At 75.3% G+C, this 18673-nt stretch carries 14 protein-coding genes and 1 tRNA gene; 9 read left to right on the forward strand and 6 right to left on the reverse strand.

Annotated features, from left to right (window positions below):
- Positions 1-41: 41 nt before the first annotated feature.
- The gene (gene leuS, locus SK069_RS03510) at positions 42-2612 is read right to left on the reverse strand and encodes a leucine--tRNA ligase (protein ID WP_319952795.1); all 2571 of its coding nucleotides are present in this window, start codon (positions 2610-2612) and stop codon (positions 42-44) included.
- Between the two features lie 62 nt (positions 2613-2674).
- The gene (locus SK069_RS03515) at positions 2675-3460 is read right to left on the reverse strand and encodes a DNA polymerase beta superfamily protein (protein WP_319952796.1); all 786 of its coding nucleotides are present in this window, start codon (positions 3458-3460) and stop codon (positions 2675-2677) included.
- 124 nt (positions 3461-3584) lie between these two features.
- Between SK069_RS03515 and SK069_RS03520 the strand changes: the two genes are divergently transcribed.
- The 3 genes from SK069_RS03520 (at position 3585) to SK069_RS03530 (ending at position 9195) form a co-directional block, all read left to right on the forward strand.
- A complete protein-coding gene (locus SK069_RS03520; protein WP_319952797.1) occupies positions 3585-4454 on the forward strand; it encodes a hypothetical protein in 870 nt (289 codons plus the stop codon).
- 122 nt (positions 4455-4576) lie between these two features.
- On the forward strand, positions 4577-8044 hold the full coding sequence (locus SK069_RS03525) for a sialidase family protein (RefSeq protein ID WP_319952798.1): 3468 nt from the start codon (positions 4577-4579) through the stop codon (positions 8042-8044).
- Between the two features lie 311 nt (positions 8045-8355).
- The gene (locus SK069_RS03530; RefSeq protein WP_319952799.1) at positions 8356-9195 is read left to right on the forward strand and encodes a M23 family metallopeptidase; all 840 of its coding nucleotides are present in this window, start codon (positions 8356-8358) and stop codon (positions 9193-9195) included.
- Positions 9196-9439: 244 nt separating this feature from the next.
- Here SK069_RS03530 and SK069_RS03535 read toward each other — a convergent pair whose 3' ends face one another.
- Positions 9440-9880 (reverse strand): nitroreductase family deazaflavin-dependent oxidoreductase, encoded by a 441-nt coding sequence (locus SK069_RS03535; RefSeq protein WP_319952800.1) that lies wholly within the window; start codon positions 9878-9880, stop codon positions 9440-9442.
- A 585-nt stretch (positions 9881-10465) separates the two neighbouring features.
- Here SK069_RS03535 and SK069_RS03540 point away from each other — a divergent pair.
- From SK069_RS03540 to SK069_RS03560, 5 genes are all read left to right on the forward strand, one after another.
- The gene (locus SK069_RS03540) at positions 10466-11344 is read left to right on the forward strand and encodes an LLM class flavin-dependent oxidoreductase (RefSeq protein ID WP_319952801.1); all 879 of its coding nucleotides are present in this window, start codon (positions 10466-10468) and stop codon (positions 11342-11344) included.
- A gap of 53 nt (positions 11345-11397) precedes the next feature.
- A tRNA-Ala gene (locus tag SK069_RS03545) sits at positions 11398-11470 on the forward strand.
- Between the two features lie 384 nt (positions 11471-11854).
- Complete coding sequence (locus SK069_RS03550) at positions 11855-12172, forward strand: transposase (protein WP_319952802.1); 318 nt, start codon at positions 11855-11857, stop codon at positions 12170-12172.
- 134 nt (positions 12173-12306) lie between these two features.
- Positions 12307-12546: a hypothetical protein gene (locus tag SK069_RS03555; protein ID WP_319952803.1), complete on the forward strand. Its 240-nt coding sequence runs from the start codon at positions 12307-12309 to the stop codon at positions 12544-12546.
- A complete protein-coding gene (locus SK069_RS03560) occupies positions 12543-13079 on the forward strand; it encodes a DDE-type integrase/transposase/recombinase (protein WP_319952804.1) in 537 nt (178 codons plus the stop codon). The genes SK069_RS03555 and SK069_RS03560 overlap by 4 nt, the downstream gene beginning before the upstream one ends.
- On the opposite strand, the gene SK069_RS03565 is transcribed toward SK069_RS03560, so the two are convergent.
- Both SK069_RS03565 and SK069_RS03570 read right to left on the reverse strand, forming a co-directional pair.
- Entirely contained in the window at positions 13069-13374 is a 306-nt protein-coding gene (locus tag SK069_RS03565) for a hypothetical protein (RefSeq protein WP_319952805.1), read from the reverse strand. The genes SK069_RS03560 and SK069_RS03565 overlap by 11 nt on opposite strands.
- 575 nt (positions 13375-13949) lie before the next feature.
- The gene (locus SK069_RS03570; RefSeq protein ID WP_319952806.1) at positions 13950-14630 is read right to left on the reverse strand and encodes a response regulator transcription factor; all 681 of its coding nucleotides are present in this window, start codon (positions 14628-14630) and stop codon (positions 13950-13952) included.
- Between the two features lie 183 nt (positions 14631-14813).
- Between SK069_RS03570 and SK069_RS03575 the strand changes: the two genes are divergently transcribed.
- Entirely contained in the window at positions 14814-16559 is a 1746-nt protein-coding gene (locus SK069_RS03575) for a GAF domain-containing sensor histidine kinase (protein ID WP_319952807.1), read from the forward strand.
- A gap of 15 nt (positions 16560-16574) precedes the next feature.
- On the opposite strand, the gene SK069_RS03580 is transcribed toward SK069_RS03575, so the two are convergent.
- Complete coding sequence (locus SK069_RS03580; protein ID WP_319953094.1) at positions 16575-18620, reverse strand: sensor histidine kinase; 2046 nt, start codon at positions 18618-18620, stop codon at positions 16575-16577.
- Positions 18621-18673 lie beyond the last annotated feature (53 nt).

Consider the following 18673-nt stretch of genomic DNA (forward strand, 5'->3'; position numbering starts at 1 on the left):
CGCGCAGCCCGGACGTCGACGCGGCCGGCCGAGGCGTCGCGCTACCGGACCACGACGTTGACGAGCTTGCCCGGGACGACGACGACCTTCACCACCGTCTTGCCCTCGAGGAAGCCCTGGACCTTCTCGCTGGCGAGCGCGAGCTGCTCGAGCTCGTCCTTGCTCGCCCCCGTCGGCGCGAGGACGCGGTCGCGGACCTTGCCCTGGACCTGCAGGACGAGCTCGAACTCGTCGCGCTGCAGGAACCGCTGCTCGGCCTGCGGCCACGGCTGCTCCCAGACCCGCAGCCCGGTCAGGCGCTCGTAGGCGTCGGCGGCGAGATGCGGCGCGAACGGCTGGATGAGCGACACGGCCGTCGCGGCGGCGTAGCGGACGGCGGCCCAGCCGGCGATCGCCTCGGGCGTCGCCGGATCGAGCTCGACGACGGCGTTGCGTCGCGCCGAGAGGACGTTCGTGAGCTCCATCACCGCCGCGACGGCGGTGTTGAACGAGAAGCGCCCGTCGAGGTCGTGCGAGACCTTCTCGATCGCCCAGTGCGCCTTGCGCACGAGCTCCAGGTCGTCGCCCTGCGGATCGTCCGGCAGCGCGGCCCCCGGCGCACCCGAGACGACCCCGTCGACGACGGTCGCGCCACCGAGCTCCGCGGCCTCGGCGGCGAGCCGCCACAGCCGCGAGAGGAACCGGTGCACGCCCTCGACGCCCTCGTCGGACCAGTCGGCGTCCTGGTCCGGCGGGCCGAGGAAGACGACGTACGTGCGGGCGCTGTCGGCGCCGAAGCGCTCGACGATCTCCCGGGGAGCGACCGTGTTGCCCTTGGACTTGGACATCTTCGCCCCGTCCTTGGTGATCATCCCCTGGGTGAAGAGGTTCTGGAACGGCTCCTGCGCGTCGAGCACGCCGATGTCGGTCAGCGCCTTGCAGAAGAACCGCGCGTAGAGCAGGTGGAGGATGGCGTGCTCGACGCCGCCGATGTACTGGTCCACCGGCATCCAGCGGTTCGTCACCGCCGGGTCCCACGCCGCGCCGTCGTTGCGCGCGTCGGTGTAGCGCAGGAAGTACCAGGAGGAGTCGACGAAGGTGTCGAGCGTGTCGGTCTCGCGCGAGGCGGGGCCGCCGCAGGTCGGGCAGGTCGTGGCGACCCAGTCCTCGGCCGCGGCCAGCGGCGAGCGGCCCTTCGGCTTGTAGTCCTCGATGTCGGGCAGCAGGACCGGCAGCTCGTCCTCGGGCAGCGGCACCATCCCGCACGCCTCGCAGTGCACGACGGGGATCGGGCAGCCCCAGTAGCGCTGGCGCGACACGAGCCAGTCGCGCAGGCGGAAGTTCACCGTCGCCTCGCCCTTGCCCTCGCCGGCGAGCCACGCGGTGATCGCGCTCAGCGCCTCGCGGTTCGGGGTGCCGTCGAACTCGGGGTGGCTGTCGACGAGCGGCCCGTCGCCGGTGTAGGGCAGCGCGTCGTCGCTCGTGGCCCAGGCTTCGGGGTCGACGCCCTCGGGCGCCTCCCCGTCGGCGCCGACGATGACGCGCTTCACCGGCAGGCCGTACGCGCGCGCGAAGTCGAAGTCGCGCTGGTCGTGCCCCGGGACGGCCATGATCGCGCCGGTGCCGTAGTCCATCAGCACGTAGTCGGCGACGTACATCGGCAGCCGCTCCCCGTTCACCGGGTTCACGACGTAGCGGCCGAGGAAGACGCCGGTCTTCGGCTTGTCGGCGGCGCCGCGCTCGGCGCGGTCGGCGGTCAGCGCGCGGTTGACGTAGGCACGGACCTCGTCCTCCTGCTCGGTGCCCTCGACGAGCGCCAGGACGTCGGCGTGCTCGGGCGCCATGACGAAGAACGTCGCGCCGAAGAGCGTGTCCGGGCGGGTCGTGAAGACCTCGTAGTCCCGGTCCAGCTCCTCGTTGTGGAAGACGACGCGGGCGCCCTCGGACCGGCCGATCCAGTTGCGCTGCATCGTCTTGACGTGCTCGGGCCAGCCGATGCCGTCGAGGTCGTCCAGCAGCCGCTGCGCGTAGTCGGTGATCCGCAGGAACCACTGCTCGAGCTGGCGGATCTCGACCAGCGCGCCGGACCGCTCGCCGCGGCCGTCGATGACCTGCTCGTTGGCCAGGACGGTCTCCTCGACCGGGTCCCAGTTCACCGCGGCGGAGCGGCGCTCGACGAGCCCGGCCTTCAGCAGCTGGAGGAAGATCCACTGCGTCCAGCGGTAGTAGTCCGGCCGGTGCGAGGCGATCTCGCGGTCCCAGTCGATCGAGACGCCCCACTCGCGGAACTGGCGCTGGAACGACGCGATCGAGGCCTCCGTGGCCTCGCGCGGGTGCTGGCCGGTCTTGATCGCGTTGTTCTCCGCCGGCAGGCCGAAGGAGTCGAAGCCCATCGGGTGCAGGACGGTCTTGCCCTGACGGCGGCGGAAGTGCGCCACGGCGTCGCCGATCGCGTAGTTCTTCAGGTGCCCGACGTGCGGCTCTCCCGACGGGTAGGGCAGCATCTCCAGCACGTAGACCGGCTCGGCCCCGTCGGCGTCGAGCGCCGCGTTGTCGACGTGCCACGTCCGCTCGTCGGCCCACACCTGCTGCCAACGCGGCTCGATCTGCTGAGGGTCGTAGCGGAGCTCCATGGGCGCGGCAAGTGTGACGCACCGCGCCCGGCCCGCGTCGTCCCGGGCCGGGCACCGGGCGCTCAGCGGTCGCGGCGGTCCCATTCGTCGCGGTACATCCGCGCCAGCCACGCGTTCAGGCGCTCGTCGTCGGTCTCCTCCGGCACCCGCGCGACCGCCAGTTGCGACTCCAACCGCGCGGCCGCCTCGTCGACCGCGGCCAGTGCGTCGGCCGCCGCCACCTCGCCCCGCCGGACCGCCATGATCCGTCCGCGCCACGGTTCCGGCACCGGGAGCGAGATCCTCCCGGTGCGCAGGAGCTCCTCGCCCTGCAACGCGATCCGCAGCGCGTGCATCGCGTACTTGCCGTCGTAGCCGTCGCCGACCCGCTCGCGCTCGCGCACCTGCCCGGGATCCGCGATCCGGCGGCGCTGCGCGGCGAGGTAGCCGAGCAGCGCTCGTCCGGCCCGACGCGTGGCGAACCACGGCGCGATCGTCCGCAGCTCGCGACCAGCCGGCGTCACGTGGATCAGCGCATCGCCCTCGGCGAACAGCGGCAGGAGGACCGTCAGCGACCCCTTGCGCGCGAGCATGCAGTAGCGCCGCAGCCCGTACACCGTGAGGTCGACGTCGCCGGCGCCGGACGGCCGACCGGGGCCCTGGGTGCGCCACACGAGATGCTCGAACCGTCTCGTCCCGAGGAGGTGCTCCGGCGGCTCGATGGTCACCCCGAGCTCGTCGCGATCGTCGTGACCCCCGAGGTCGAGGCCGTGCACCGTCGACCCGACGAGCGCGAGCAGGATCAGCCCGTCGTGTGCCACGCGCAGCGCGCGGGCGTCGTCGGGCTCGCGGGAGTCGAGGGTGGGCATGCGCTCCACGCTAGGGGTCTCGCGCGACCGGCGTGCATGCTTCGCACCCGCGGTGGCGGTTCGAGCCCCCGCAGGAGTTCCTGCGTGCACGACGGTTCGTGCGCGCTCTGGGACCATGGGACCGATGCCCGGCGATCCGCACCTGCGCGCGGTGGGCCCCGACGACGACGGGGCGTGGTCGTCGACGCCCGCGTCCGGCCCGCCCGCTCCGCCCGCCCCGGAGGCCCCGACAACGGCCACGCCGCGCGCGATGGACAGCGCCGCCGCCGCGCGCCGGGTGGCCGAGATCGTCGCCGCCGCCGAGACGGCCGCCAGCCGGATCCGGATGGAGGCCGAGCGCCGCGCCGACGAGCGGATCGCGGAGGCCGACCGCGCCGCACGCATGCGGGTGCAGGCCGCCGAGGCCGAGGCCGACGACCTGCTCGGCGAGGCGCGCCGGTCGGCCGAGCGACTGCTGCGCGACACCCAGGCGACCGCCGACACCGAGCAGCTGCACTCCAGCCGCGAGGTCGAGCAGTACGTCCAGCAGGTCCGTCAGGACGCCGAGCAGCGGGCCGCCGAGCTGCGCCGCGAGTCCGAGGAGACGGCGCGCCAGCTGCGCGACAACGCCGCCAACGCGGCGCGGCGGATGATGGACGAGGCCGCCGCCGCGCGGGACCAGGCCCAGGCGGAGGCCGAGCGGCTGACCGACGACGCCCACCGCCGCGCCCAGGGCCAGCTCGCCGCCGCGCGGTCGGTCGCCACCGACGTCCTGACCGAGGGCGAGGCGCTGGCGGCGAACCTCCGCGACCTCGGTCGCTCGCTCGAGGCCAACGCCCGCCTCATCCTCGAGGACGTCCGCGCGAGCCACGCGGCGCTGCTGCACGTCCTGGACCGCGTCTCCCCCGGGCACCGCCCGCAGAGCCAGCTGCGCGACCGCCCGGCCGAGCGGAGCAGCGGGCGCGCCACCGGCGGCGACCCGCTCGAGCCGCCCGAGTTCCTCCGCGGCCGCTGAGGGTCCCGCCGCACCGCGCGCCGGCACCAGCGGCTCGCGCCGCCGTTCCGGAGGTCCGCGGACCGTCTCGCCTGGACCCGGAGGCCCTTCCCCCGCGGCGATCGACGGCGTACGCTCGCGACATGCTCCCCCGCCGGTGGTCCTCGGCCGCCCTCCTGCCGGTCCTCGCCGCGCTGCTGCCCGCCGCCGGCGCGCTGCAGTCACCGCCCGCCGCGGACGCCGCCAAGCGCCCGACGCTCAGCAAGGGCGTCTACGCCACGCCGGGGTACAAGGGACGCAAGCAGCCACGCACCGGTCCGGCGCCGGCACCGCCGTCGGTGACGCTCGCGACGAACGGGTGGAAGCCCGACGTCCTCGTCGACGCGGCCGGCACGTCGCACGTCGTCTGGGTCGAGAAGGTCGACGCGCAGGGGGCGGCCGTCGCCGACGACATCGTCCATTACTGCCGCCTCCCCCGCGGCGCGAAGGCCTGCGACAACCCGAACCAGACGCCGCTGCCGCCCGCAGCGACGCCGTCGGAGGACTACGCCGGCCCGCGGATCCTCCAGATCGGCGACGGGCTCGTCCTGCTCACCGCGCGCTACCCCGCCGTGGTCCAGCACCCGGACGGCCAGACGAGCGACCGCACCCTCTACGCGTCGACGTCGACCGACGGCGGCACGACGTGGAGCCCCCCGCGGATCGTCGGCACCCAGGGCCCGCAGGGCGGCGCGATCGTCTGGGGCGGCGCGGCGTCGCGGATCTCCGTCATCAGCGACACGCAGACCGGCGGCACGGTCGTGCAGACCGTCAGCCCGGGCAACTACACGCGCGCGAGCGCCCTCGTGGGGCCGGGCGACGAGGCGTACTCCGGGCGGCTGGCGCTCGACGGCGAGCAGCCGGTCGCGGCGTTCAGCGGCCTCGACGGCAACGCCGTCCTGCGGCGGCTGCCGGCCGGCGCGGACCCGGCCGACCCGGCCGCGTGGACCCGCCAGGTGGTCCCGGGGCTCAGCGCCGTGGACCTCGCGTCCGGTCCCCGCGGCGTCTTCCTCTTCGGCCAGCCGCTCGGTGGCGGCGATTGGTCCGTGCGGCCGGTGACCAACGGGGCGGCCGGCGCGCCCGAGGCGCCGATCCCGTCCCCGCCCGGCGGCACGGGCCGGCTCGGCGACTTCGTCCAGGACGGCAGCGGCGCCCTGCACGGATTCGTCCGCGACACGACCGGCAACGCGCTCTTCCAGGCGACCTCGCGCGACGGCGGCGCGAGCTGGGGTCCGGCGAAGATCGCGGCGCGCGCGGTCGGCGCGTCCGGCGGCCTCGACGACATCGCCGCCGCGGCGACCGCCGACGGCGGCGGCCTGGCGGTCTACCGCCGCGACGCGACGGGCCTGACGAACGGGACGATCGCCGCGGCGGCGTTCGGCACCCTGAGCCCGACCGGCAAGCCCGGCGCGGGCGCGCTCGCGGGCACCGGCGTGCCCGGCGCGGTCGCCGGCTGCGAGCGCGCGGCGTTCGGCGCGCTCTCGGTCACCCCGCTGACCGGCTGCCTGCTGCCGAGCGTCGACGCGGCGGCGCCGGGCGCCGTCGTCTCCGACGGCCCGGTCGACCTCAACGGCCTGCAGCTCGTGCCCGACGCGAAGGTCCGGATCACGATCGATCCGCGCCGCCGGACGATCGACTCGACCGGCAAGGTCCGGGTGCTGCTGAAGGGCGGCGGCCTGTCGATCGAGCTGCTGCACGCCGAGCTGCACCTGAAGCTCGACGGCAAGGCGGGCTCGACGCTGTTGGACCTCGACCCGTCGGGCCTGGACCTCGGCGGCTTCCCGATCGCCGGACGCGTGCGGGTGCTGCTGACGCCGACCGGCGTGCGGATCCCGATCACCGTCGCGCTGCCCGGCGGCTTCGGCGGCATCACCGGCGACGCGACGCTCCTGGCCGAGAAGGACCGCGGCCTGACGCTCGAGTCGCTGAAGATCGCGGTGAAGCGCGCGCCGCTCGGCCCGATCGAGGTCCGCGACCTGGCGATCTCCTACACCGGCGCGAGCGAGACGTGGACCGGCAAGGCGACCGTCGGCCTGCCGCCGCAGCCGGGCGGTGCGGCGCTCGGCGCGAGCGTGACGTTCGTGAAGGGCCGCTTCACGATGGGCGACTTCTCGATCGCCCCGCCGTTCCCCGGCGTCCTCGTCGGCCCGCAGACGTACATCACGCAGCTGCGCGGCGGCTTCGGCCTCGACCCGGTGAAGATCCGCGTCGGGGCGAGCTTCGGCGCGATCCCGGTCCCGCCGAACCTCTACACCGTGCTCGTCCGCGGCGACGTCGAGATCACCGTGCTCGGCGACACCGTCCAGCTCGTCTTCCGCGGCACCGGCGAGGTCGCCGACACCGTGCCGATGGCGAACGTCGTGGTGCGCGCGTCGACCGACGGCTACGCCGACCTGACGGCCGGCTACGACGTCGACCTGAAGGTCGTCGCGATCAAGGGCGACCTGCAGGGCTTCATCGACGGGACGAAGGGCACCTTCGGCACGACCGCCTCGGCGAGTGTCTCGGTGGCCGGCGTGCCGACGACCGGCGGGCGGTTCGCGCTCTCCAGCAAGGGCGTCGGCATCTGCTACTCCGCGCTCGGCGCGTCGATCGCCGGCGGCTACCGGTTCGGCGAGGGGATCCCGGACGGCGTCCACCTCGGCGCGACGCTCAGCGGCTGCGACCTGAGCGACTTCGAGGAGCCACGCACCCGCGCCCGCGTGCGCCAGGTCGGCGCGCCCGCCGGGACGACCGTGTCCGTCGCCGGTGGGACGAAGGTCCAGAACGTCGAGCTGACCGGCACCGGCGGCGCGCCGGACGTCGTCCTGCAGGCCCCCGACGGCCGCGAGGTCGTCCCGGTCGACGGCACCGCCGCCGGCAGCCTGCGCGGCGCGGCGGTCCGGATGACGCTGCCGGCCGCCGAGCGGTCGGTCGTGATCCTGCGGGACCCGACGCCTGGTACGTGGACGGTGCTGCCGCGCGAGGGCTCCCCCGCGCTGCGTGCCGTGCGGGTCGCCCGCGACGTCAAGCCGGTCCGCGTCTCCGCGCAGGTCCGCGCCGTCCGCGGCCGCAGCGCGCGGCGCGAGCTGCGCTACGTCGTGCGCGATCGGGGCGACGCGGTCGTCGAGCTCGCGGAGCGCAGCGCCGGAGCGACCGGATCGGCCGGCGGCGTGCTCGGGCGCGCGACGCGCACGCGCGGGACGATCCGCTTCGCCCCCGGGGGATTGCGGGGCGGCAAGCGCGAGATCGTCGCGACGGTCTCGCGCGGCGGCGTGCCGGTCTCCACGGCGGTCGTGGCCCGCTACACCGCGCCGGCGCCCGCCCGGCTGGCTGCGCCGCGCCGCGTGCGCGTGACCGCGACGACGACCACGACGACCGTCCGCTGGCGGGCCGTCGGCGGCGCGCGCGGGTACCTCGTGCGGGTCCGCGGCGCGCGGTCCAAGCGCGTCGTCGCGCGGATCGTGGGGCGCAGCCGCAGCGCGGTGGTCCCGGGGATCGGCACCCGCGACGGGCGCGTGACGGCGACGGTCGTCGCGCGGGACCGGGACGGCCGCTCGGGCCGTCCCGGCAGCGGGCGCGCGCGCCGCTGAGCGCGGTGCCGTCGACGGACCGCGCCCGGGGTCCGACGACGCGACGGTCGCGAGGGTCGGACGGCGCGAGGGTCGGGACGGTCGGGAGGGTCGGGAGGACCCGAGGGTCGGGGAGGGCGGGCCGGCGCGACGGTCCGACCACTCGACGGGCGAGAGGGTCGGCCGTCGGACGGGTCGACGGTCGGGAGGGCAGAGATCCGCGTCCCAGGCGGGTTCCTGCCCGGCCAACCGGCCCGAGGGCGCGGTGGCGGCGAGCGTGCGAGGCTGCCAGGCGCGTTCCCGCTCGTCCTCGTCCCCCGGAGGCTCCCCCGATGCGTCGCGCGATCTCCCGCCACCAGTCGCTCCTGCTCGCCCTCTTCCTGCTGTCGATCCCCGCGCAAGCGCTGGGCGTCCCCCAGCCCTACGGGCTCGGCGTCGCGGTGCTCCTGTTCCTCCTGTCGACCGTGCGACCGGAGCGCGTGGACCGCGAGCCGCTCGTCGTCGACCCGCCGGTGCGCGGGCGTTGGCGCGCGCTGAACAGCCCGGGCACGAAGGTCCCCAGCCACGGCGTGCGCCTGTACGGGCAGACGTACGCGATCGACGTGCTGCAGCCGGGCGCGCCGGACCCGGAGGGCTGGGGCCTCGACGACCCGGAGGCGTTCCCCGCGTTCGGGGAGCCGGTGCGCGCGATGGCGGCGGGCCGGGTCGTGCGGGTCGTCGACGGCCAGGCCGACCACCGGGCCCGCCGCTCGCTGCTCGCGGTGCTCTATCTGCTGATCGTCGAGGCGAGCGCGCGCCAGGTCGCGGGTGCGCACCGCGTGATCGGCAACCACGTCGTGGTCGACCACGGCGAGGGCGCGTTCTCGCTCAGCGGCCACCTGCGCCGCGGCTCGATCGCCGTCGCCGTCGGCGACCTCGTCGACGCCGGCGCGGTCCTGGGCGAGGTCGGCAACTCGGGCAACAGCAGCGAGCCGCACCTGCACGTCCAGCTGATGGACCGCGCCCGCGCCGAGCAGGCCGCGGGCCTGCCGTTCCGCTGGCGCGGCTGGGAGCCGGTCCCGGGCGACGCCGAGGCGGCGCCGGCGCAGGACAGGGCCGTCGACGGCGTCCCGCGGACCGGCGAGGAGTTCGTCGTCGCAGCGGCGACCGCGGGCACGGATCCGCGTCCTTGAACGCTGCCCGCCCCGCCGCGGAACCGCGAGGAGCTGGCTGCCGCGGCACCGACCGCGGGCGCCGATCCGCGCGCCAGACGGGTTCCCGCCCACCCCGCCGCGGAGCGGCGAGAAGCGCGCCTCCGTGACAGCGACCGCGGGCACCGATCCGCGCGCCCAACGGGTTTCCGCCCGCCCCGCGGAGCGGCGTGGCGGGTCGTCGCGACGCCGCCCGCACGCGACGCCCCGACCCCCGGGCGCGCCGTCAGCCGGCGCGCGGCGTGAGCACGAAGACCGGGATCTCGCGGTCGGTCTTCTGCTGGTAGTCGGCGTAGTCGGGCCAGACGGCGACGGCGCGCTCCCACCAGGTGGCGCGCTCGTCGCCCTCGACGATCCGGGCGTCGTAGTCGCGTCGGGCGGGGCCGTCCTGCAGCTCGACGTGCGGGTTGGCGACGAGGTTGTTGAACCAGGCGGGGTGCTCGTCGGCGCCGCCCTTCGACGCGACGACCGCGTACTCGCCCTCGTGCTCGACGCGCATCACGGGGTGCTTGCGCAGGTGGCCCGTCTTCGCGCCGACGGACGTGATGACGACGACGGGCACGCCGCGCAGGTCGCCGGCCTCGGCGCCGCCGGTGGCCTCGTAGGTCTCGGCCTGCTCGCGCGCCCAGTCCGAGCGGCTGGGGACGTAGGTTCCGGTGAGGGGCATCGTGACTTCCGGCTCGGGTTCGGGACTCGGGATCGACGCTAGCACCGCCCCTCCACCGTCCCGTGGCGGTGGGCAGACCGTAGGCCAGGCAGGGCCTTGCCCGCCCTCGTCGCCGGCCGTGCCGTCCCGATGGCAACGGTGGTGCCCGGCAGACCCTCGTCGCGGCTCGCACACGCGGTGGTCGCTGTCCGTCGACAATCGTCATCGCCTGCTCGACCGTCATCGTCGGGGCACGCCGTCGTCACCGGGCTGGCCGTCGACGCGGCCCGGCCGCCGTCGTCGCCCGGTCGGCGATCATCGAGGTCTGGTGGCCGCCGCCATCGCCCAGTCGGCGATCATCGAGGTCTGGTGGCCGCCGCCATCGCCCGGCGGTGGTTCGTCGTCGCCTCGAGGATGCCCTCGTCACCGCCGGCCGACGTCGTCGCCCGGTGACCGTCGTCACCGCCCCGTCGATCGGCATGGCCCAGGTACGCCGCCGTGCCGAGGCGGGCCGTCGGCGCGGCCCGGGTCGTGTGGCGACGCGGTCTCCCGCCACATCGCCGGCGGTCCCACGACCGCGCGCCGGCCACGAGGTAGCGTCCGCCCATGACCTCCGGCGTCGGACTCCAGCTCGGCCTGTTCCTCAACCCGGAGGCGGCCCGCCACGACGAGCTCGTGGCGCAGGCGCGGCTCGCGGACGAGGCCGGGATCGACCAGTTCCAGATCCAGGACCACCCGTACCAGCGGCGCCACCTCGACGCCCTCTCGCTCATCGCCGATCTGGCGGCCAGGACGGAGCGCCTGCGGTTCGTGACCGCGGTGGCGAACCTGCCGCTGCGTCACCCGGCGATGCTCGCCAAGCAGGCGGCGTCGCTGTCGGTGATGAGCGGCGGCCGGTTCGACCTGGGCCTCGGCGCGGGCGCGTTCTGGGATCCGGTCGTGGCGATGGGCGGCCCGCGCCGCGCGCCGAAGGAGTCCGTTGACGCGCTCGAGGAGGCGATCGCGATCTGCCGCGCGGCGTGGAGCGACGACCACGGCATCACGAGCGACGGCCCGTTCTACCCGCTCGGCGGCTACCGCCCGGGTCCGACGCCGCCGCGGTCGCCGCAGCTGTGGCTCGGTGCCTACGGCCCGCGGATGCTGCGGATCACGGGGCGCAGCGCCGACGGCTGGATCCCGTCGAGCCCGTACGCGCCACTGGCGACGCTCCCCGAGATGCAGGACCGGATCGACGAGGCGGCCACCGACGCCGGCCGCGACCCGGGAGCCGTCGTGCGCGCCTTCGTGATCCAGGGCTCCATCACCGACGGTCCCGCCGAGGGCGACTTCGACGGACCTGTCGAGCGGTGGGTCGAGCAGCTCGTGCACCTGCACCGCGACCTGCGCTTCGACAGCCTCTCGGTCTGGCCGCAGGGCGATGTCGACGCCCAGGTCCGCCGGTTCATCGACGAGGTCGCCCCGGCCGTCCGCGCCGCCCTCGCCTGAGCGCCGACGAGCCGACCGCCCTCGCGCACGGGGTGCTACCTTTCTCGACCCCAGGGGCTATAGCTCAGCTGGGAGAGCGCCTGCATGGCATGCAGGAGGTCGCCGGTTCGAGCCCGGCTAGCTCCACTCGACGAAAGGCCCGCTCCGGCGGGCCTTTCTGCGTTCTGGGCCGCATCCGCGATGACGTTCGAGCAACGTTCACGTCGGGACGCCTGAACGCCCGGCGAGCCGCCGACGGACCGGGCCGCTGCGAGGACCGCCGGCCGGTCTACGGGCGACGCCGGCGTTCCGAGGTGGGCCCCCGACTCTCCCGACGAGGTCCTCGACCCCCGATCGGGCACCGGCCGCCGCGTGGCCTGGACCCCGGTGATGCGTTGACAGAACGTTCCTGATGAGTGTGTCGGGGTGCGCGCCGGCGGAGGCGAGGCCCGTGAGGGCCTGGCCGGAGCCGGCGCGCACCCCGCGCCGGTCGTCAGGATGGGTCGCTCAGCCCTGAAGGAGGGCACGTTGATGAGCGAGAACGAGCAGACCGGTAAGCGCCGGACGTACCGGAAGTTCACCGCGCAGCAGAAGACGGAGCTGGTCGTCGCGTCGCTGCGCGGCCACAAGTCGGTCGCGCAGCTGTGCCGCGAGAACGAGATCAGCGAGACGCTGCTCAGGAGGTGGCGCGAGCAGTTCCTCGCCGCCGGCCAGGAGCGTCTGACCGGCACGACTGAGCGTGGCGAGAACGACGAGCTGAAGCAGCGCGTCGCCAGGCTCGAGCGTGCGCTGGGCCGCAAGACGCTGGAGGCCGAGGTCGCGGGGGAACTCTTGCGGGGCTGGGAGTGAACGTCAGGGTCTCCCGGTCCCGCGAGCTGGTCGCCCGCGGCTACAGCCCGCCCCTCGTCGCACGGGTGGCCCGCGTCAGCCGACAGGCGCTCTACCGCCGGCCCGGACGGCCGCCGAAGAGCGTCCGACGACCGATGGACGAACTGGACCGCACGATCGTGCGAGTCGCGCGTGAGGACGAGCACGCCACCGACGGCACGCGCATGATCGCGGCGATCGCCTCAGCGCGGATCGGGCGGCCGATCAACCGCAAGCGAGCGCAGCGCGTGATGCGCGAGCATCGGCTCCTGCAGCCCGTCCGCACGGAGGGTCGCCGGAAGCGGCCGGGTTCTTCCAGGTCACCCGGCCCGACGAGCTCTGGCACCTCGACATGACGTCGATCTGGGTCGCCGAACACGGCTGGTGCTACCGCAACACCGCGATCGATTGCTGCACCCGCGAGATCACCGGGTGGGCGCTGGACACCCGGTGCAGGACCACCGAAGCGCTCGCCGTGATCGACCGTGCCATCGACGACCGCGGTGTCGCTCCGGGCACCTTGACCCTCGGCACCGACAACGGGACCGCGTACACCTCGAAAGGCTTCCGCAAGCGACTCGCCGCCCTCGAGGTCACGCACCGCCGCGGCGGCTACCGCGACCCCGAGTCCCAGGCGTTCATCGAGTCGTGGTTCTCAAAACTCAAGCTCCGGCTGATCTGGCGCACCGAGTTCGAGACACTCGCCGAGGCCCGCACCGCGATCCAGCGCTACATCGAGCACTACCACCACCGGCCGCACAGCGGCCTGAACTACAAGACCCCCGCCCAGGTCGCCCAGACCTGGCACGATCACCGAGACCCGACAAATACCGCGACCCCGAACTGGCAACGCCGACGGGGTCCAGGCCACACCAACGCTACGCGGTAGGCCCACCCAGTCGGCGCTCCAGATCGCTGGCGATGCGGAGAAGCACCGGGCATGGTGGGTCCGCGGCGACGAACGTGTTGCCGTAAGGATCCTCGTAGTCCAGCACGACTTCCGTCGAACCGACTTGGAACCGCCGCACGCGCGCGTCGGGCCCGTCAACCGACGAAAGCACGAGAGCAGCGTGGTGCTTGATGACGTACTGCGTCAGCTTGTCGAAGCCGTCCCAGCCGGGAACAGCCGCCACATGCACCTCCAGGCCACGGTCCGAACGCGTGACGATCACCGGCGGTGTCACCGGTCGATCCCCAATGCCCGATCAACGTCGGCGTTGGACTTGCCCGATCCTCGAAGCACATAGCGCCACACGTCGTCCCCTCGCGCACCGCTCTGATACGCCCTACGGACTACGTCCCGCAACGTGCGCGGGGCCGGAAGACTGGCGGCCGCTGCTCGGTCCGCCATCAACTCCCGCGCCTGGAGCTTGACTTCGTTTCGAAGCTCGAACGTGTGCTGCAAGAGGCATCAAGCCGGGGTCGTTGAACAACCTGGAAACGCGGTAGTGGTACCACGCTCAACTGTCACAGATCCCCGGGCGTCTGGATCAGACACTGCCGCTGCGGGAGCGGGCTCTCCAAGCACCTGCTCGGGACCGGGCGTCGGGACCGGGACGTCCTCGATCGCGAGCGGGGCGGAGAAGCTGTGGACGACGGCGGCTTTCATGGCGCGGACCCTTCGGGGGCTCGATGGCGGTGTCCACCACGTTCCCGCAGCGCCGCCCCGTCGCCATCGGCAATCGCACGCGTCCTGGATCGGTAGTCGTCCGCACCCGGGGTGCGGGTCGTCCGTCAGCCGCGCACCGCGGGTCGTCCGTCAGCCGCGCGCCGCGCCGTCGCCGTCCAGGAGGCCGTGGTCCAGCGCGTAGCGGACGAGCTCCGCCCGGGTCGAGCGACGGATCTTCTGCTGGATGTGCGCCCGGTGCGACTCGACGGTCCGGACCGAGAGGAAGAGCTGCTGCCCGATCTCGCTGTTCGTGTGGCCGAGGGCGATGAGGCGCAGGACCTCGAGCTCGCGTGCGGTCAGGTCGTCCGGCGGGCCGCTCGGCGGCGGCTCGGCCGCGATCCGGGCGCCGAGGGAGGGGTGGAGGTACGTCTGGCCGCGGTGCGCCATCCGCACCGCCTGGACGAGCTCCTCGTCGGCGGCCTCCTTCAGCACGTAGCCCAGGGCGCCGGACCGCAGGGCCTCGCGGGCGAACGCCGGATCCTGCTGCATCGTGAGCACGACGATGGCCGTCCCCGGCGCCTCCTCCCGGATCCGCGGGATCGCCGGCAGGCTCGGATCGCCCGGCATGTTCAGGTCGAGGACGAGGACGTCCGGCTTGTGCGCCCGCACGGAGCGCAGCGCGGCGGCGACGTCGCCGGCCTCGGCGACCACCTCGAGCTCGGGCTCCGCGTCGAGGACGTGGCGCAGGCCGCTGCGCACGATCACGTGGTCGTCGGCGAGCGCGATCCGCACGCGGGCGTCGTCGGGCGCGGGGTCGGGCGAGGTGGCCATCGGAGGACCGTAACGGCGGTGCCCCGCACCGACCAGCGCGGTCCTCCCCCGCCCGATCCGTGCAAACCACGGATCCGCGCGCGGGGCCGTCTCCCGCCGGCAGCACGGGATGGGGCGGATGGCGCTCGCGCGACGCAGCGGCGAGAATCGCGGGGCCCGACCAGCGGTCCCGGGCTCCGCCCGATGCACGACGCGCTCGACGAACCCCGCCTCCGCCGCCTGATCGCCGTCGGTCGCGGCCTCGTGCAGGAGCTCGACCCGGAGACGCTGCTGGACCAGATCCTCTCCGCCGCGCAGGAGCTCACCGGCGCGCGCTACGCCGCGCTCGGCATCCTCGACGGCGATCGGGAGCACCTGGCGCGGTTCCTCACCGCCGGCATCGAGGAGCCGACGCGCCGCGCGATCGGCGACCTGCCCCACGGGCGCGGGCTGCTCGGCGTCCTCATCCGCGATCCGGCGCCGTTGCGGCTGGCCAACCTCCATCACCACCCGCAGTCCTACGGCTTCCCCGCCGGTCACCCGGACATGACGACCTTCCTCGGGACGCCGATCGTCGTGCGCGGCCAGGCCTGGGGCAACCTCTACCTGACCGAGAAGACCAGCGGCGCGTTCACGGCGGCGGACGAGGAGGCGGTCGGCATCCTCGCCGACTGGGCGGCCGTGGCGGTCGAGAACGCCGGCCTGTACGAGAGCGTCCGGCTGCGCCACGACGAGCTCCAGCGCGCGAACCAGAGCCTGGCGACGACGAACGCGATCACCCGCGCGATCGGCACGGAGACCGACCTGCGGCGCGTCCTGGAGCTCGTGGCCAAGCGCGGACGAGCGCTCATCGGCGCCCGGGCGCTGGTGCTCCTGCTCGCGGAGGGCGACCACCTCACCACCGCGGCGGTCGCCGGCGAGCTCGATCGCGAGATCGCCGAGATCCGGCTGCCGGCCGACGACTCGACCGCCGGCGAGGTCGTGCGCACCGCCCGGCCGATGCGGCTCGCCGCCGAGGACCTGCGCGTCCCCGCGAGCCGCTTCGGCGTCCGGGACGCCCGCGCGGCGCTGCTCGTCCCGATGACGTTCCGGGGCCGCAGCCTCGGCGTGCTGGCGGCGTTCGACCGGCTCGCGGACGTCGACGAGGCGACCTTCAGCGCCGACGACGAGGCGACGCTCGTCGCCGTCGCGGCGAGCGCCGCGACCGCCGTGGCGACGGCGCAGAGCGTCAGCGAGCAGCGGCTTCGCGAGGCCCTCGACGGGTCCGAGCGCGAGCGCCGGCGGTGGGCGCGGGAGCTCCACGACGAGACCCTCCAGGGCCTCGGCGGGCTCCAGGTCCGGCTCGCCTCCGCGCTCCGCGGGCCCGACGAGGACGCCGTCCGCGAGGCGGTGCGCGGCGTGCGCGACGAGATCTCGCTGGAGATCCAGAAGCTCCGGACCCTCATCACCGAGCTGCGCCCGGCCACCCTCGACGAGCTCGGACTGTCGCCGGCGGTCGAGAGCCTCACGCGCGACGTCGCCGCGACGAGCGGCCTGTCGATCGACCTGGCGATCGACGTCGAGGCGGACGGACCGGGAGGACGGCTCGCGGCCGACCTCGAGACCACCGTGTACCGGATCGTCCAGGAGGCCCTCACGAACATCGTCAAGCACGCCGACGCACGGCGCGTGGCGATCGAGATCCTCAGCAGCGACGGCGAGCTGCGGATCAAGGTGCGCGACGATGGCGTCGGCATCGACGAGGACGTGCTCGAGCGGCGCGCGGGGTTCGGCGTCACCGGCATGCGCGAGCGGGTGCAGCTCGCCGGCGGGACGCTCGAGCTGCGGTCCGCGGAGCCGGGCGGCACGACCCTCGAAGCGCGCCTGCCGCTGCCCGCTCTCGGCACGCACGGCCCGGGAGCGAGCCGCGCCACCACGGACCTGCGATCGCCCGACGCGAACGCCCGCTGAGCGAGCCGCGCCCGCTCACGCCTCGCGCGAGCGGGGCGCCCCGGCGGCGACCTGGACGCCGACGAGCGGCACCTCCGCGTGCACGAGCCACCCGCCGCCCGCATCGGGGCCCGCGACGAGCCGGCCGCCGAGCGTCGCGACCCGCTCGGTCATCCCCGCGAGGCCGACGCCCGAGCCGCGCGTGCCGGGGGTCCCGGGTGGACCGGCCGACCGCACGCGCAGCACGAGCTGCTCGGCCAGGACGCGCAGCTCGACGTCGACCGCCGCACCCGGCGCGTGACGGCGCGCGTTCGTCAGCGCCTCCTGCAGCGTGCGGACGACGACCGCCGAGACCACGCCGGGCACGTCGTCGACGGCCGGGTCGACGTGGGCGCCGACCGCCTCCCCCGCGGCGATCGCGTCCGCGACGACGCGCCGCACCGTTGGAGCGCCGCGCGGATCGTCCGGGCCGTCGGCGTCGAGGGTGCCCTGCAGGGCCGCCAGCTCGTCGAGCGTCCCGTCCGTGGCCGCGCGGACGTGCTGCAGCGCCGCGGCCGCCCGCGTCGGATCGCGGTCCGCGAGCGCCGCCGCCGCGCCGGCCTGCACCGCCACGAGCGACAGCCCGTGGCCGACGATGTCGTGCAGCTCGTGGGCCACGCGACGGCGCTCGCCGGCGACCGCCGCCGCCGCGAGCGCGTCGCGGCGGGCGGCGAGCGCGACGGCCTCGTCCCGCGCCGCGGCAGCCTCGCGCACGCGCGCGGACACGGCGCGACCGACGCCCCACGCCGCGACGATCGCCGCGGCGAGGTAGGCGTACTGGGCGACGGTGAAGACCGCCTCCTCGAGCGCCCACGACGCCGCGGTGCCGCCGAGCGCGAGCGCCCCGCCGGCCCATGCCTGGGCCGGGGAGCGCGCCCAGGCCCCGGCGACCCAGGCGCAGGTCACGCCGACGAACGTCTGCGTCACCGTCACCGACGACAGCCCGCCCTCGGCCGTCCGTGCCACGACGATCGCCATCGTCAGCCCGACCGCCGCCAGCGGCGCGCGGCGGCGCGCGAGCAGCGGCAGCGGCGTCAGCGCGGCGAGCACGACGGCGGCCGTCGGCCCCAGGGCGGGCCCCTCGACGCGGAACGTCCTCCCCCACGCCGTGCGCTCGAGCGGCAGGTCCGGCACGAGCAGCTGGTCGACGACGCCGTGCAGGGCCAGCAGCAGCGGCGGCCCCGCCAGCGCCAGCATCGCCCAGGCGCGCAGGCGGCGCGGACCCGCCGGCGGTGGCGCCCCGTCGCCGTCCGAGGTCGGCGCGTCCGGCGGCTGCAGCCGGCCGAGCAGCTCGCGCATGCTGTCCCCCGCGCTCGCGGTGACCGTCGCCACCCGCCGCGCCGCCGCGCCGGCGCCGCGCGGATCGCCCGGCAGCGCGGCGAGCGCCGAGAGCGTCAGCCCGCGGATCTCGTCGACCAGGCGCGTGACGATCCACGTCATCGAGCGGTCGAGCTCGCGGCGCTCGCGGCGCACCGCGTCGTCGACGTCGGCGGCCGCGCGCGCCTCGAGCACGGCGACCGCACGCCGTCGGGCCCGCAGCTCGTCGCGCCGATCCGCGAGCAGCATCGCCGGGACGACCGCCACGACGACCACCGCGACGAGGTAGAGCAGCGTGCGCTCCGTCGCGGTCGCGAAGGCGCCGACGTCGGCGAGGTGCAGCAGGACGCCGAGCGCCAGCCCGCCGCCGCCGAGCAGCGGCCCCGCGCGGCGGGCCCACGTGCCCGGGCGCCGCAGCGCGGAGGCGCCGAAGAGCGCCAGGCCCAGCGCGAGCTCCGCGGCCACCGCCCCGACCGGGCGCGTGCCGAGCCCGGTGGCCAGCAGGTACGTCGCGGTGACGACGCTCGCCGCGGCGACGGGACGGCGCGCGAGCGCCAGGAGCGGCAGCGTCAGGCCGAGCGCCACCGCCAGCGCGGCGAGCCGCCCGCGGCTGCCGGGCTCGAGCACGAGCGGCTCGCTGACCGCCCACGCGAGCAGCACGAGCCCGAAGGGGACCGCCGGGAACCCGCGACGGGCGCCCCGGGTCACGACCGCCGCCGCTCGCATGCCTGGCACACGCCACGATCGTAGGTCGTCGCGGCGCGGCGCGTGCGCGCGAG

The organism is Patulibacter brassicae (genome assembly GCF_033949425.1).
GTDB classification, from domain to species: domain Bacteria; phylum Actinomycetota; class Thermoleophilia; order Solirubrobacterales; family Solirubrobacteraceae; genus Patulibacter; species Patulibacter brassicae.